This window comes from Turicibacter sp. H121, assembly GCF_001543345.1.
GTDB lineage: Bacteria > Bacillota_I > Bacilli_A > MOL361 > Turicibacteraceae > Turicibacter > Turicibacter bilis.
Genome location: NZ_CP013476.1, coordinates 1677968 through 1693755, shown reverse-complemented (window position 1 = coordinate 1693755; position 15788 = coordinate 1677968). Strand labels below are relative to the sequence as shown.

Annotated in this window: 17 protein-coding genes; 2 read left to right on the top strand and 15 right to left on the bottom strand. The window is 32.9% G+C overall.

Annotated features, from left to right (window positions below; genetic code table 11):
- Positions 1 to 315 precede the first annotated feature (315 nt).
- A complete protein-coding gene (locus AT726_RS08135; RefSeq protein WP_068759370.1) occupies positions 316 to 1191 on the top strand; it encodes an AraC family transcriptional regulator in 876 nt (291 codons plus the stop codon).
- A 26-nt stretch (positions 1192 to 1217) separates the two neighbouring features.
- On the opposite strand, the gene AT726_RS08130 is transcribed toward AT726_RS08135, so the two are convergent.
- The 11 genes from AT726_RS08130 to AT726_RS08085 form a co-directional block, all read right to left on the bottom strand.
- A complete protein-coding gene (locus AT726_RS08130) occupies positions 1218 to 3449 on the bottom strand; it encodes an alpha-galactosidase (RefSeq protein WP_055277393.1) in 2232 nt (743 codons plus the stop codon).
- Between the two features lie 391 nt (positions 3450 to 3840).
- Positions 3841 to 4632 carry an HAD family hydrolase gene (locus tag AT726_RS08125; protein ID WP_070099787.1) on the bottom strand — a complete coding sequence of 264 codons (792 nt, stop codon included), beginning with the start codon at positions 4630 to 4632 and terminating at the stop codon, positions 3841 to 3843.
- Positions 4633 to 4856: 224 nt separating this feature from the next.
- The gene (locus AT726_RS08120; protein ID WP_068759369.1) at positions 4857 to 7286 is read right to left on the bottom strand and encodes a glycoside hydrolase family 31 protein; all 2430 of its coding nucleotides are present in this window, start codon (positions 7284 to 7286) and stop codon (positions 4857 to 4859) included.
- A gap of 614 nt (positions 7287 to 7900) precedes the next feature.
- Positions 7901 to 8347 carry a Dps family protein gene (locus tag AT726_RS08115; RefSeq protein ID WP_055241829.1) on the bottom strand — a complete coding sequence of 149 codons (447 nt, stop codon included), beginning with the start codon at positions 8345 to 8347 and terminating at the stop codon, positions 7901 to 7903.
- A 184-nt stretch (positions 8348 to 8531) separates the two neighbouring features.
- Positions 8532 to 9119: a hypothetical protein gene (locus tag AT726_RS08110; RefSeq protein WP_055241831.1), complete on the bottom strand. Its 588-nt coding sequence runs from the start codon at positions 9117 to 9119 to the stop codon at positions 8532 to 8534.
- A gap of 280 nt (positions 9120 to 9399) precedes the next feature.
- Positions 9400 to 9777 (bottom strand): VOC family protein, encoded by a 378-nt coding sequence (locus AT726_RS08105; protein ID WP_068759368.1) that lies wholly within the window; start codon positions 9775 to 9777, stop codon positions 9400 to 9402.
- A 71-nt stretch (positions 9778 to 9848) separates the two neighbouring features.
- Positions 9849 to 10028, bottom strand: coding sequence for a hypothetical protein (locus AT726_RS13210; RefSeq protein WP_237297036.1), 180 nt, complete (start codon positions 10026 to 10028; stop codon positions 9849 to 9851).
- Between the two features lie 32 nt (positions 10029 to 10060).
- On the bottom strand, positions 10061 to 10771 hold the full coding sequence (locus tag AT726_RS08100; protein WP_237297035.1) for a ribonuclease Z: 711 nt from the start codon (positions 10769 to 10771) through the stop codon (positions 10061 to 10063).
- A 358-nt stretch (positions 10772 to 11129) separates the two neighbouring features.
- Positions 11130 to 12392: a helix-turn-helix transcriptional regulator gene (locus AT726_RS08095; protein WP_068759367.1), complete on the bottom strand. Its 1263-nt coding sequence runs from the start codon at positions 12390 to 12392 to the stop codon at positions 11130 to 11132.
- Between the two features lie 204 nt (positions 12393 to 12596).
- On the bottom strand, positions 12597 to 12860 hold the full coding sequence (locus tag AT726_RS08090; RefSeq protein WP_055241839.1) for a spore coat protein: 264 nt from the start codon (positions 12858 to 12860) through the stop codon (positions 12597 to 12599).
- Positions 12861 to 12872: 12 nt separating this feature from the next.
- Entirely contained in the window at positions 12873 to 13052 is a 180-nt protein-coding gene (locus tag AT726_RS08085) for a hypothetical protein (protein ID WP_055277181.1), read from the bottom strand.
- A 158-nt stretch (positions 13053 to 13210) separates the two neighbouring features.
- Here AT726_RS08085 and AT726_RS08080 point away from each other — a divergent pair, with 158 nt between their 5' ends.
- Positions 13211 to 13471: a hypothetical protein gene (locus AT726_RS08080; protein ID WP_055277182.1), complete on the top strand. Its 261-nt coding sequence runs from the start codon at positions 13211 to 13213 to the stop codon at positions 13469 to 13471.
- Between the two features lie 26 nt (positions 13472 to 13497).
- Here AT726_RS08080 and AT726_RS08075 read toward each other — a convergent pair whose 3' ends face one another.
- The 4 genes from AT726_RS08075 to AT726_RS12840 all read right to left on the bottom strand — a co-directional run bounded on the left by AT726_RS08075 (position 13498) and on the right by AT726_RS12840 (position 15787).
- Entirely contained in the window at positions 13498 to 14298 is an 801-nt protein-coding gene (locus tag AT726_RS08075; RefSeq protein WP_068759366.1) for a sugar phosphate isomerase/epimerase family protein, read from the bottom strand.
- Positions 14299 to 14325: 27 nt separating this feature from the next.
- Complete coding sequence (locus tag AT726_RS08070) at positions 14326 to 14793, bottom strand: nucleoside deaminase (RefSeq protein WP_068759365.1); 468 nt, start codon at positions 14791 to 14793, stop codon at positions 14326 to 14328.
- A gap of 342 nt (positions 14794 to 15135) precedes the next feature.
- Positions 15136 to 15336, bottom strand: a complete 201-nt coding sequence (locus tag AT726_RS08065; RefSeq protein ID WP_055241847.1) for a cold-shock protein — start codon at positions 15334 to 15336, stop codon at positions 15136 to 15138.
- A gap of 298 nt (positions 15337 to 15634) precedes the next feature.
- Complete coding sequence (locus tag AT726_RS12840; RefSeq protein WP_158508541.1) at positions 15635 to 15787, bottom strand: hypothetical protein; 153 nt, start codon at positions 15785 to 15787, stop codon at positions 15635 to 15637.
- Position 15788: the final 1 nt, after the last annotated feature.

The window sequence follows — 15788 nt, the reverse complement described above, 5'->3', positions numbered from 1 at the left end:
TGGGTCACCTAGCGATTTCTGAAAGAAATCTATTCCTCCACTGCTAGGGCTTGGGTCACCTAGCGATTTCTGAAAGAAATCTATTTCTCCACTGCTAGGGCTTGGGTCACCTAGCGATTTCTGAAAGAAATCTATTCCTCCACTGCTAGGGGGTTAACTTTTTGCAATGTAAAAAACTTAGATGAACTTATATATCTTTGTTAAGCATATCATAATCATATTTTTTTCTCCAATTTTATTGTTATTTTTTATCTATTTACCATCTTTTACGCTATAATCTTAGTAAAGATGTCTTAGTAATTATGAGGGGATTGTATGTCACTAAGTTATTCATTTTTAAAATTTAAGGATCAAACATTTGAAGATTTCTATTTATTATATTGTGGACATCAAGAGTGTCCATCTTCTTATTCTTTTGGACCGGCAGTTCGACCTAATTATCTCATTCATTATGTATTGAAAGGAAAAGGCTATTACTATGTAAATGAGCGTAAGTATACGATTGAGGAAAATCAAGGATTTTTAATTCGACCAAAGGAGTTAACATTTTATCAAGCGGATGAAGAGGAGCCATGGACTTATTTATGGATTGGATTTGATGGTAGTAAAGCTGAAACGTATCTAAAATATAGTGGATTGGACGAAAAGACTTATACTTTCTCTTGCAATGATTCTGATTTGTTAAAGTCTTATCTCGATCAAATGATGAGGCACGATACATTGAGCCACTATAATGAATTTTCCTTACAAGGATTATTATTTTTATTCTTTGCTGCTCTTGCCAAATCAGCTGAAATTCCATACGAAGAAGATGTAGAAATTGATAATCTCTATATTAGTAAAGCCATTGAATACATTCAAAAAAATTATCAGAACCCTATTTTAGTTGCAGATATCGCAAATTATGTTTCACTTAGTCGAACCTATTTAACAACCATTTTTCAACAAACGATGCATCTGTCACCTCAACAATTTCTACTTAAATTTCGTATTACGAAAGCTTCCGAATTATTAATGAATACGACTCTTTCAATTAATACTATTGCTCATTCTTGTGGATACACAGACCCACTTGCTTTTTCAAAAACTTTCAAAAAAGTGACTGGCTTAACGCCAACTCAATATCGGAAATCTAATACCGAAAACTATTATAAACGAGATACAGATCCTCACCAAAAAGAAAAGATGTAGAAAGTAAATCCTTCTACATCTTTTTATTATTCCGCTGTTAAAACGTAGATACGTGATTGGTAGTCTCCATTTGTCCCATCGTATGGATTTTTATTTTCACCACATGAACCATCTGATGTAATTAAACCAGCATTCATTAACTCATCACCGTAGTGAGTTGTCTCATTAATTGAAACATGGTATTTAAAGTCAGGATTTAATCCTTGTAATTTCACACGACGGAATCCAACATTCACTTCATTTAGTGGACGATAATATCCAACTAATGCTGTTTTTTGGTCTGGTGAAACCATCATCCAGCATGTTTCATTCCCTTCAAACGGACTTACTAAGCGATAGAATGTTCCATTGAAGATTGTTTCCCGGTATTCTTTAAAGAATTTAATTTGTTCTTTTACTTCTTCTTTTTCTACATCTGTTAACTTATTTAAGTCTAACTCATATCCGAATGTTCCAAAGTAAGCGACATTTGCACGCGTCGATAATGGTGCATGACGATATAATTGGTGGTTCGGAATAGCTGACACGTGTGATCCCATACTGCTGATTGGGTATACCATTGATGTTCCGTATTGGATTTTTAAACGTTCAATCGCATCTGTGTCATCACTTGTCCAAGTTTGTGGTGCATAGTATAACATACCTGGATCAAAACGTGACCCTCCGCTTGCACATGATTCAAATAAAATTTCAGGGAATTTTGTCGTTAAACGATCATATAAATCATATACTCCTAAAATATATTTGTGGAATACTTTCCCTTGATCGGCAGCATTAGCTACTGCTGAGAAACATTCTGTAATGTTACGGTTCATATCCCATTTTACATACGAAATTGGAGCTTCCCCTAATACCTTTGCCATGGCTTCATAGATATAGTCTACAACTTCTTGACGTGAAAAATCTAAAACGTATTGGTTACGTCCATGACAGGCACGACGGTTTGGTGTTGTTAAAATCCAATCTGGATGGGCACGATATAAGTCACTATCTTTATTTACCATTTCTGGCTCAAACCATAATCCGAATTTGATCCCTAATTCAGTGACACGATTTGCAAGTCCCGTGATTCCGTTAGGTAACTTTTCAAAATTTTTAACGTACCAGTCACCTAATCCTACTGTATCATCTTCACGGTTACCAAACCATCCATCATCTAAGACGAATAATTCAATCCCTAAATCTTTTGCATCTTTGGCAATTGACACAATTTTATCTTCATTGAAATCGAAATATGTGGCTTCCCAGTTATTCACTAGAATTGGACGCACACGATCTCGCCAATATCCACGGCATAAACGTGTACGATATAACTCATGATAAGTTTGACTCATTCCATTTAAACCATTTTCACTATATACCATGACAACTTCTGGTGTTTGAAACTCTTCACCTTGACTTAGTACCCAGTTAAAACGATTTGGATGTAATCCCATCATTACACGAGTTGTGCCATATGTATGAACTTCTGCTTGTGCTAAGAAGTTTCCACTATAAACTAAGCTAAACCCATAAACTTCTCCATCAAATTCAGTTGTATGTGGACGTTTTAAGGCTAGAAATGGATTATAGTTTGAACTACTAGCTCCACGCATACTATACACAGCTTGGATTCCATGTTCTAATTTACGATTTTTAACATAACGCTCTCTTGACCATGCCCCTGTTAATTCAATCATTTCATAATCATAGTCTGGTAAATCAACAGATGCGCTCATCGCACTTGTTAATGTGATTTGCTCTTCTCCTAAATGTTTGAAGCGGGCATTACGAGTAATAACCGGACGTGTTTCGTAAATAGTATAAGTTAATACTAATTTAGTTTGAATTAGTTCATCTTTTAATGTAACTTCTACTGTTGTTGCTTCTTCATCAACTTCAACATATGTTGCAGGTAATTTATCTGAAAGTCTTGGTTTTCCATTATAAATACAGTGTGAAACATATTCAAAGTTTGTAATGTCACTTCCGTTTTGTTGTAAGATTTCATAGGCAGGATATTTGAAATCACCTGTTCCATAGCAAGGATACTCTTGTTTAATATGCTCCATTGAGAAGCTCATATTTCCTTCGAACGCACAGGCTGATAATGGACGTGGACGTTCTTCTAATAAATGTGCAAATGAGTCATTATGACGAATTTTTTTACCGTAGTATAATTGCCCTAATTGGTGATTTGGTAAGATATTCATGATATAGCTTACTTCATCATTGTATAAATGAAACTCTTTCGTTTGCTCGTTAAATAAAATCGGCATGGTTCCCTCTCCTTATTCTTCATTCATCTAATCTTTCAGATTGTCCTGAACATGCCTTCATTATAAACGAGGAACCGTTTTCTTACCATGTTTAGATGTTATAGATATATGGTTAAATGTATGGTCTTTTATAGTAAAATTTACTTTTTTACACAATTCCAAGCCAATATCTTTAAGAACAAAAAAAAGATCCAGTTACAAAAGGTAACCGGATCAAGTTTTTGAGGTTATTAATAATTATTTGAGGGGGTAATTATTAAATACTCTTGAGGGGATAAATTACTGTTTAAAAAAAGTCTTGGCAAGGACTTTATTGTATTGTTTTACAGTTGTCTCTCTGAGACATTTTCATTATCTCACACGACTTTTTTTTAGACAAATAATATGCTTTTTATTTTTTTAAAAAATGTTCTATTGTCGTAATCACTCCAAATTCATCATTGGATGGGGCATTGAAATTACAAATAGCTTTTAAATCTTCATGGGCATTTTCCATAGCATAACTATAATAACAAGTTTGCATCATCTCATAATCATTTAAGTAATCTCCAAAAGCCATTGTCTCATCATAAGAGATATTATATTTCTTTTGGATTAGACGCATGGCTTCACCTTTATTAACCGTCGGATTCATAATATCTACCCATTGATGTCCTGATAGCGAAACTTTAAAGCTATCATTCAAATGTTTAACATGCATGTAAGTATTTATTTGCGCATCCTCTGTATCAAAAATAGCTATTTTACAAATTCTATCTCTCTTTGCAGCTTCAAGTAAATCATCCACACGTTCACAACGAGCATAATACATATCTGCATTTTCATTAAATTCTTCATGAGTATCCTCAATATAAGCTGATTCTACTCCACATAGAATTGGATAAGCATTTTTGATTTGACGAATCATTTCAATCAATTTCACAATATCTTCATATGCCATTGCATCACAGAAAATATTTTCTCCTTTATCAAAGACAAGCGCTCCATTCTCACAAATAAATGTTACTTCATCTTTTACAGACTCGAAATCTTTTAATAACGTATAGTATTGACGTCCACTAGCTACCGCAAATTTAATCTCACGTTCATGCAACTGATCAATTATATTAAACATATGTGGAGGAAACTTCTTTTCACTTGTTAATAATGTTCCATCCATGTCTGTCGCAATTAATTTAATCATTCTTATTCTCTCCTTTTTTATGAATCCTTCTCAATCAAACTGTATACCCTTTCTCTTTATACCATTTTTTTATAACGAATTGTCAATATAAATGCGACAGTTTTTGCGATAGTTATACATGAAATTAAAGTCTCATGCTATTTTAGAGGGAAAAACACCACAATTTAATCGTGAAATCAAAAAACCTTAGAAATGAATTTCACTTCATCTCTAAGGTTTTAATCTTATTTTTCGTCATCCATTTTTGCTTTCAATAAGATAGATAGTACAGCTTGTTTGACTTCTTCATGAATTGGCATAGCTAGTGTACGTATCATTCGTTCATTGATCGTCAAGTTCTCATCTAAAATTCCGTAGAAATATGGTTCAAACTTTTGTTTATCCGTCATTGGGATCGTTGAATCTTGAACTAGCTCAATAATTGCTTCATTCACATCATGATGATAACCATATAAATCTTCACTTGTGATGAAAACTTCAACTACATCCGTATACGAATAATTTGGTAACTCTACACTTAGTGTTGAAGTGACTTTATCGTAAGAGGCTTCTGCCTTGATGATTTCATCATTGATCTTAACGACAATATCTGCCTCTTGACTCACACCTCTAAATTTTAAACAATATTCACGCTGTGTTGGTAAAACGGATACGTCTCCCGCTACCGGTAAGATGTTAAATGTTAAATCATTTCCTTTTGCATCCACAGCAAACGTTGTAATTGCATAAGCCCCTTGTTCGTATTGACGACTTTCTCCATCATCTTCATATAAGTTAAATGAATTTTGACTTTTTCCAAAAATTAAGATATCCATCTTAGCTGGATTTTCAATGGAATTATCATCATGTTTTGCTAACGGAATAATCGCTCCTGCTTTCGCAAATACAGGCATCTCCTCTAATTTCCCATACATCGGATAAATATTATTTCCTTTATAAGGCTCTCCTGTAAAGAAGTTAAAATATTCTCCACTTGGTAACCAAACTTCTGTATAACTACGATTTGTCACATTTGAGCGTTTTGTTAAGTGTGGAGCCACTAATAATTCACTACCAAAGTAATACTCATTTTTATAATCATATGCTTTTTGCTCATGTGGATGATCGTAATAAAGTGGTGTAACTAATGGAAGACCTTCCTGTTCATTTCGCCAAGCCATTGAATAAAGATACGGCACTAATTGATGACGTAGATTTAAATACTGTTTAGCCGTCTTGAATGCTTCATGAGAATGTTTCCATGGTTCACGGCGATTGAAAATCCCACTTGACGTATGCAGGCGGTTAATTGGACTAAAGACTCCATATTGAACCCAACGCGCATAAAGTTCAGAATCATCTAACCCTTGCATATGTCCACCAATATCATGACTCCACCAACCGTAACCTACATTAGCAGCGGTTGCTGTAAAGTATGGCTGATATTGAAGAGATTCCCATGTTACAATCGTATCGCCTGAAAATCCAATAGGATAACGATGTCCACCAAGACCTGGCCAACGTGAAAAAGTAAAGCCACGTTTAGATTGGTCACGTCCTAAGTCAAGATAATGTAAATGATTTAAAAAGAACAGTGGATCTAACCCTTTCATACTTGAATTTTGACCTTGTTGCCAATCTATCCACCAAAAATCTACCCCATCAGCTTCCATTGGATGATGTACCTTTTCAAAATAAGCTTTCATAAATTTTGGATTTGAAATATCAAACTGAACGGCTTGTTCTTCCTCAACATTCACGCCCATAAATTCAGCCACATCTTTATAACAATCTTCATGGCCTCGAATTCCATCAGCTGGATGTAAATTAAGAGACGTTTTTAACTTTTTATCATGTAATTGTTTTAAAAATTGCGTTGGGTTTTTAAATAAGTCACGATTCCATGAATAACCGGTCCAGCCACTTCCGTATTTCGGATCAATGGCAACTTGATGCCAATCCATGTCAATAATACAAACCGACAATGGAATTTCCTCCGTTTCAAAGCGAGTCATTAATTTTAATAACTCTTCATCAGAATAACGCCAATAACGACTCCACCAGTTTCCAAGTGCAAAACGTGGAATTAAAGGAGTTTTTCCTGAAACTTTGGCATAATCTTTTAGACATCCTTTAAAATCTGTTCCGTATCCAAAGAAATAACAATCAACTCCTGATGCGGTGCGTGGCTGTAGCCAACCTGATTCGTTAAAAACAAGTGATTTTGAATCATCAATAATAACATAACCATCTCTTGACATTAACCCTTTTTCAAGTTGTAACATCCCATTCACTTCATCTAATGTTCGAGCCGTTCCTTTTAAATTTTGACCTTCTTCCGTTCCATAACGCCAAATTTTACATGAATATTTTAACTCAATTGATAAAGTATCCACGCTAAAAGGTTGATTTTTCACATATCGTAAACGTAAATGTTCAGTTGATGCTTCAATGATATCTTCTGTTTCTTTAATCTTTAATGCTGGTACCTCTTGTTCACGATACCAAAACGCTTGACTGGCATGATCTTCAAAACATCCATTCTCCTCATATTCTAATCGAATTAAACGCGAGGTTAAAAAAGAAATTCGATATCGCTCTCCTTCGATGACCGCCCCTGAATTTGCCATCGGTTTAAACGTCACTTTAAACTGCTCACTAATGTACTGTTCCATTTTTACTCTCCATTCTTCATATTCAATCTCTCTCATTTAACGGCTAATACCGCCATCCCTCAAATAAATCGTTGTAGTAATAAGTCGTCACATCATCTATTTTTTATCGTTCATTAACTAATCGAATTGCAATATTTTTCTTCAAAATTCCATAAAGATATTTATCAATGATGATGATTATATCAACGACTTAAGATAATAAATCCTTCTTTAAATCTTAATTTATTTATCCCCTCCGATTTCATCCTAATTAAAGTTTAATACTATACCTAATAATACCAGTTAAATCAACTTTTGGAAATAGCGCTTTCTAAAAAATTTCCACTTAACATCTAACTTATATTATTGAGTTACAGTAGCTTTAAAAGTATTTTCTAACAATAAAAAGACATGGATGCTCGCCCTCATTCATTATCAACTAAATGAAAGGGGGAACATCCATGTCTTAACCTCATCTTAACTTATGAAAGATAGATACAATTACTCATAAAAAATAAAATAATAATAAACTGCTTTAGGAAACTATCAACTAAAACAACTGTAAAAAGTAACGCGATGAGATGCTTTGAGTTCAATGAGTTCGTTTACAATAAATTAACATATAAAACTAAAGCTTATTTTTCTAGAGAGCTTCTTAAGAAATATAGAACTTTATCATAGTAAACCACCTGTGCAGTAAAAACATCAACAATATCCCAATATTTATTTTCATCGGCATAAGTAATAATATTATTTGTAAATGCTTTTAAATACTCAAGATTCGAAATTGTAATAGTAATCGCTTCTTGGCTAGAATAAGTACGCTTTGAGTCAATGCTATTTAAACGAGTATGGGAAGTAGCCTCTTGTAATGTTCCTTCGGGCAATGCTTCTTGAAAACGGATTTGTTCAGCGGTAATATCAATATACTCAAAAATTTGATTATAAACATCGCCCAAATAAGGATGTAAATAGATAAAACCTTCAGCAATTAAGTTCCAGTGAAGAATATGAACATTTCGCTCTGCCACAGTTAAATCTTGTAACAGTTGATTCAGTGCACGATAAAGATTTTGATCCATTTTAAATCCCTCCATCTAATCAATTAAATAACCCAATTTATCTTATGTTTAAAAGTAAATTTGGTGATTCTCAATACATTTACCCAGTTAAATGAGGGGTTTTTTTATGTGTTACACTTAATATTACAATCTGTCTTATAAAAAAAGCTATTTTGATTGTTATAATCAAAATAGCTTTCTATTTCTACTGAACTTCACGAAGTAGATGTTCGAATGTAATCTCATCAGATTGATATCCCATAACCGCTTTAAAAAAAGCTTCATTATCCTCTAGTACCCAAATTCCGTCTTGTTTATGAAGTGTTAGCTCAATATCTTGGCTGACATATTCTTTTTTAATCGATGGATCATCAATTAAATTAACTAATAAACTAATCTCAAAGTCGTCAATCTGTGCAGTTGACTGTAAATTTTGATCTTGCACAGGTTTCAATGTTTGTTTAACTAAACTAGCTTGATAATCATTAAGCATATGATCCAAATTAATATTACTTATTTGTAGAGAAACGATTGCTGTATCTCCATCAATATGACTCTCTAAAATTTTATAGTTCATGTTTGGTAACACTTTATTTAAAAGAACTGTTTCGACTGATGAATCAGTAGATAATCTAATCGCAACATTTTCTGAATCATAATGTAATGATTTATAATTATCCAATAACTCCATTACATTTCTTTGTGGAAGATAATTTTGATAAGTAGTAGTAAATAAAACAAACAATACTGCTGGTACAATAATAGCACTAATAAGTCGCACTTTTTTTTCCATATAATCTACCTCCTCAAGCGGTACCTTATTAGAATTACCAACTTATCTACTTATATTCCAAATACTAAAAATATGTTATGCTTTTCCCCCCTAACAAATTCTAAGAAAAATAAAAAAAGACTAGCACCCTTTAAGATAACTATATACAAACAGAAATGTTTTCTACGTTTAATACAGCAACCGAAATATGGGATGATCATGCCGTTCAAGGCAGACTATAGTCCAGCTAAAAGTTTTTACGATGTAAAAAACTTATCTAGACTTATATAGTCTATATAAATTATTTATCTTCACGAAGTAAATAAGCATTCCCATCTTGATCTTTAAATGAGAACATTTTACCATATGACATGACTTGTAATTCGCCAACTTCTACTCCATTTTCTTTCATTTGATCATAAGCTTTTTCAATCTCTTGAGTGCTTAAAATAACATTTGGATGTCCTACATTAGCAGTTGGGTTTTGTTTTTGCATTAATTCTTTTTCATAAATAATGAATGATGTAACTGCTCCTTCGTTTGGACGAACTTCCATCCATTTAAAATTAGGTCCCATTGGTTGTTCATGACAAACGAATCCCATTTTCTCTGTCCAAAATTGCTTTGCTTCTTCTTGATTGCTTACATAGATTGTAACTTTTCCAATATAATTAATCATTATTCTAACCTCCATCATTTGGAATATCTATTATTTTACCACATCCTTTTCACAAATCCCAAACATATGTTCTAGTCTTTGAAATTTAATTGTATGGAGTAGTGATCTTCTCCTATAATGGTTTGTTCAAAAATTGAAGTCGCATTTTCTTTGTAATCCGCCGGATCAGTCACAGCAGCGCCAAAGTGTGTCAGTAATAGTTGATCAACTTCCGCTTTTTTAGCTAAAGTTGCCGCTTCTTCAAAAGTCATATGCTTATTTTTAATGGCTTTATCAATATCTGTTAAACTTCCATATGTTCCTTCACAAATGAATAAGTCACTTTTTGGATAAAAGGAATAATTTGATTAATTGGACGAGTATCAGTAACTACTGTCACTTGAATGCCTTTTCGTTGTTTACCTAGCACCATCTCTTTAACGTAGGTTACTCCCTCATATTCAATTATATCTTCGCCCTGTTGAAGTCGATTCCATAATAAACGAGGGACTTGATTCATTATTGCTTTCTCCACATCAAACTTTGGCCGTCTTTTAATATGAATTTTATATGCTAAGCATGGGGAAGAATGCTCCACCTCTAACGTTTCAATGACAACTTGTCCCTTCAATTCATCAGTTAATCCTTCAATAAGAGTTCGAGGATTCTCAATCACGATGATTTCATAAGTTAAATGCTTAGCAATAACTCTTGCTGCTGCAACAGCTTCTTTGATTCCCTCTGGGCCAATAATATATAATGGCTGTTGACGACCACTATTTCCAATGGTTCCCAACATTCCAGGAAGACCAATTATATGATCACCATGGATATGCGTAATACAAATAAGATCTATTGACTTAAAACCACTATTAATTTCTCGCATTGATACTTGCGTGCCTTCTCCACAGTCAATTAAAATCTTTCTTCCTTTATATTGAAGCAAAGTTGCTGATAAATATCGAGTTGGTAAAGGCATTCCTCCTCCACATCCTAACAGTGTTACCTCAAGCATAGCCCGCCCTCCAAAATAAATCTAAAAGTTGTTAACCATATATATATATGTTCTCCTTTAAAATAAAAAAAATCCGTTTAATTCCCACATTAAACGGATTTTTTAGATTCAACCACCGTACCCCTACGATGATTTAAATTTCATAAAAAGAATGAGAACAATCTCTACCCATATATAACTTATTTAAAATTCCCACCTTTTAAATAAGTCTACTTATCTAAGCTATTTACTCCCAAATTAAACAACTCAGAATTAGTCCCTGTGTACATTACCCTTTGTACATGTCTATAATACTATATAACTATAGTAAAAGAAACAAAAAAAATATCACATAAGTATGTGATATTTTGTGATATTTTTAAGAGGTAAAGAAATTATATAAAAAAAGATATTCTTCTCTTCGAAGGGGTGATAACCCTTCAAATCTTTTATACATACTTGTCTTTAGCTCATATAACATTGATTCTGGAAACTTATCAATATCTACTAAGGACTTTAACTCAATAAACAATTCTTTAACTTGATGGATTTGATTTAGTTTGCAATATAAATCTAATTGTTCATCTATCCATAATAGCTTCGTACGAAGACTTTCTGACATCAGAATAGTCTCTTTCGTTTCACTATAATATTTTTGTGCTTCTTCATACTGACCTATTTCAAAGTAAATACGACCAATTAATAAAGTTGTTATGGCCTTATCTAATTGTTTAGGCCGCAACGGTAATGCTTTTTGCAAAGCCTCCAATGCTTTCTCATATTTTTGAGACTCAAGATAATTCCATCCTAAACTATGATACACATAATGAGAGAAACTAGGAAATTGATTTAGTATATCAGAATCTAATAACTCATATAAGTATTTTCTTGATTTTTCTGCACCTTCTAAACGTCTCATACATAACTCTTTAACAATCAAAGTTCCTACATATCGACCTTCTTTTAAATTATCTTTATTCTTCAATAACTCATTAACAACTTCAAGTCCTAATCGATACTCTTTCATACGATGATATGTTAGCGCTAAATAAATTTGTGCATCGCAAACTAACAGAGAATCAGGCGATAATTCTTTAGCTACTAAGAAGGCTAAACTTAAGACCAATACAGCTTCGTCATATTTTCCAATCTTTCTTAGACGCCTTCCAAATTCAAAATATAAAGACGATGGATTTAGGCTAAACTTCCTCGAATTACCAATGGCACGACGATAATAATAGGCCATCATTGAATAATCTTGGGCTTTAAAATAATATTCACCCATTCGCTCATCAATAAATATCATATACTCGCCTAATGAATATTTTTCAACAATTAGCATAAGTTCTTCATACCTTTGGGGTAATGTTTCTGAATTCAATTGTTGATCTAACCAACGGCTAACTTGTAGTTCAATAGGTAAACAAAATTCTTCAAAGGTATAAAAAGATTCTATTTCACCGTTCGTTAAATTGATGAAAGCATCATAGATATCCCTTAGCGTCTGCTCTGGTGCTTGACGCTTATTTGTTTCAATCATGCTCAAATAATGTTGCGTAATCCCAAAATTACGAAAGCTCCCCTGTTTCAAATTAAATTGTTGTCTAGCTTGACGTATTTTTTCTCCAACTGTTAAGAACAACGAATTCACTCCTAAACTATTTAATTTTTCACTAGGTCGTTTCTACATCATTAATAAAAATAACATACTTTCTAAATTTTTACCAACAATTATTCTTATATTTCCCCTTTATTAGACCATATAATCATTAAAATTAAAAACTATAATGATTACTATTTACTCTTTATAAAAAAAGATTCATTATTTTAAGATGAATCTTTTTGGTTAGTTTTGACCTTGTCCAGCAGCTTGAGCATATTTTTGTTTAACTTGATCAATTTGTTGTTGCTCAGCAGATTGTGTCGGATACCAACCCTTTTGTGCCATTAAGTTATAAATTTCATTTTGCATACATAATGTATCATTTAAAACTTTTTCGAATGTTGAATGAACATTTAATGTTGATGACTCAATTGTTCCGTGTAAATAAAGGTCAGCTGCACCCTTTACGACTAAAAGTACATCTTCCATTAAATCACGATCGTTCATACTAATCCCTCCTTACTGATTTAATAGTTGATAAAATTGATCAAAGATCATTTTATGTTTATTAGCTAAACGCTCTACTACTACTTTTAACTCTTCATCTTGAATTTGAGTCGCACATTGACGACATTTTTTCTCCATATGCTGAGCATGTCCTAACGCATCTTGAATATATAAAAGTTCTTTTGGACTCATTGTTTCACCTCCTCATGGATTATCTTTAGTATTTATCAAATAACTCTAGTTATACGCGATAAAATCATTGTCTTTCAATAACACCTTAGATTCTCCTCGCATAACATAAAATATAAGTATCTTTAATTTTTAACAATCGTAATAAGGAGGAAATTTATATGTTATCGTCTGATCAATCAAATCACAATCAAGCAATTAATAATTTGATTGCCTCTATCGCTTTACAAGAATCCTTTTTTTCAGATGTCATTTACAATGAATCACAACGATTAAATAATATCGTTAATTCCCAGGGGATAACCCCAGATGAGTTATACAATGCAAAACTTTGCTTAGATGAGATTTCTCAAGCAATTTCGGGACTTGAACGAATTTTACAAGCTAAAATCGAATTTTTTGAATCAGAATTTTCACAATGAAAAAAACCTCCAATATGGAGGTTTTATTATTTAAAAATATGCTTTTCTTTTAACTTCGCCACTGAATGAATTAATGACTCTTTTGTCTTAACCTCGATTAAAACACTTGCCTGATTTTCACTCGCTATTTGTAATTTTTCATTTAAATCAACTTCTCCTGTATAAAGTTCTAAGTGATCATTTCTCTCTTTTGCGTCATGAAGATGAATATGCTTAATAGATGAACGATGATTTAACATAAATTCTCGATCCGCGTGTGATGAAATATAATCATGACCCACATCCCATGTTAAACAAAAACGCCCGCTTTTAAGCAATTGATTGACAGCTGTTTGAATGTGAGGCCGATGTAACAAACCGGTATTCTCAATTGAGATATGAACGCCTGTTCCCCCTAGCCAAATATCAATCAATTCTAGACTAGATTTAATATTAGATAAATATTGCTGTTGATATTTACCGTATAACTCAATTTTTTCTGTTGGAAGTGTAAAATGAATGCCTGGATTCATATGAATATTCAAAATTTTACATCCTAAGCGATCAGCAACGCCAATGGCCTCCTCTAAAACCTTCAAATGGGCTTCACGAACATGACGATTAAAATGTCCTAAGTCTAAATCTTCAGGTAAATGAAGAGTAAACTCTACCCCATATTGACCTTTCAATAAGTTTAGATAATGAACATTCATCGTTTCAGGTTGGCACGATGGTAAATTACAATTTAACTCAATAAAATCAAGCCCCAACTGTGAGCAAAGTCGAACATTTTCTTCAACCGAGTTTAACTCGATGAGTTGGGGCATACCATAACTCACCCTTTGCATAAGATACCTCCCCTCCTTTATACCTCCTTAATAGGGTACTTTATTTTCCTTTTGATACCAAATTTTAAAGGCTTCTAGCGCTTCATCTCTTAATAATTCTTCAAGAATAATAGGTGGTTCAGTTAGTGATTTATTTTTTAAATAATGATAAATAAATTCATCTGCGAATCCTATTTCTTTTGCGTCATGAACATTACATCCGTAATAGACCTTTTTAATTCCTGCCCACATAATAGCAGATAAACACATTGGACACGGTTCTGATGAGGTCACTAAAATACAATCACTTAAATCAAACCTTTGTAGTTTTTGTGAAGCTTGACGAATCGCATGGATTTCAGCATGTGCCGTTGGATCATTTGTTTTTATGACCGTATTATGAGCGACTGCTATCAGTTCACCATCTTTTAAAATAACGGCACCAAATGGACCTCCTTCACCTTGATTAACGCCGTTCACCGCTTCTTCAATACATAATCTCATAATATTTTTCATTATTTCTCTGTTCCTTTGATATATAGACATCTCTATTTGTCGAAAATTGTCAATAGTAGCCCTTTACAAGTTGACGATTCACTTATTCAGCTCATTTAAAAGAGTTTATTTCCCTTTCGTCAATCATCAAGGAACAGCCCCTCCCCTCTCTTTGTTATCTTATATAATGAAAATAAAGCTCCATTATTTTCAATCCCATCAAATCTTCCAATATCTATCACTGTATTTATTGCCCTATATTAAATATATACACATAACTCCAATTTTAGACTAACCAAATCAAATAAAAAAAGGCTGTGAATAGATTCTCTATTCACAGCCTTTAAGCTAATGAGTTAAAAATTATAATTTAACGATGTTAGCTGCTTGAGGTCCACGGTCACCTTCAACGATTTCGAAAGAAACTTTTTGACCTTCTTCTAAAGTTTTGAATCCTTCACCTTGGATAGCTGAGAAGTGAGCGAATACATCGTTTCCACCTTCAACAGTGATGAATCCGAAACCTTTTTCTGAGTTAAACCATTTTACTGTACCTGTAGTCATAGTCAAGTACCTCCTGAGATATTTTATTTCTTAATGCCATATTTCAAAAAATTTCAATCAATGTTCGAGTTCAACACTACCACAGTGGTTCAAATTTAAATAAAAAAAGACTATTAAGTTAAATTAATTGTATCATACACAGAAAAAATAAGCAATCTAAAAAGATTTCCTCAACAATAAAGCGACCGTCATTTTTCGACAACGGTCGCTTTTAATTAATCTCTTATCCACTTTATATATTCTATATATTATATGTCCATTCAACTGATTGGTACCTATAACACTCACAAGCTTAATCTTAAGATTGCCCTGATTCTTGTTGATCTAACTCTTTAAACGTTGCTCTTAAAAGAATAGTTGACATCAGTAAAGTAATTAGATCACTAATAGGTTGAGCAAAGAAAATCCCTTCTACTCCAAAGAAAATTGGTAATATACTATTAATGTGCAAT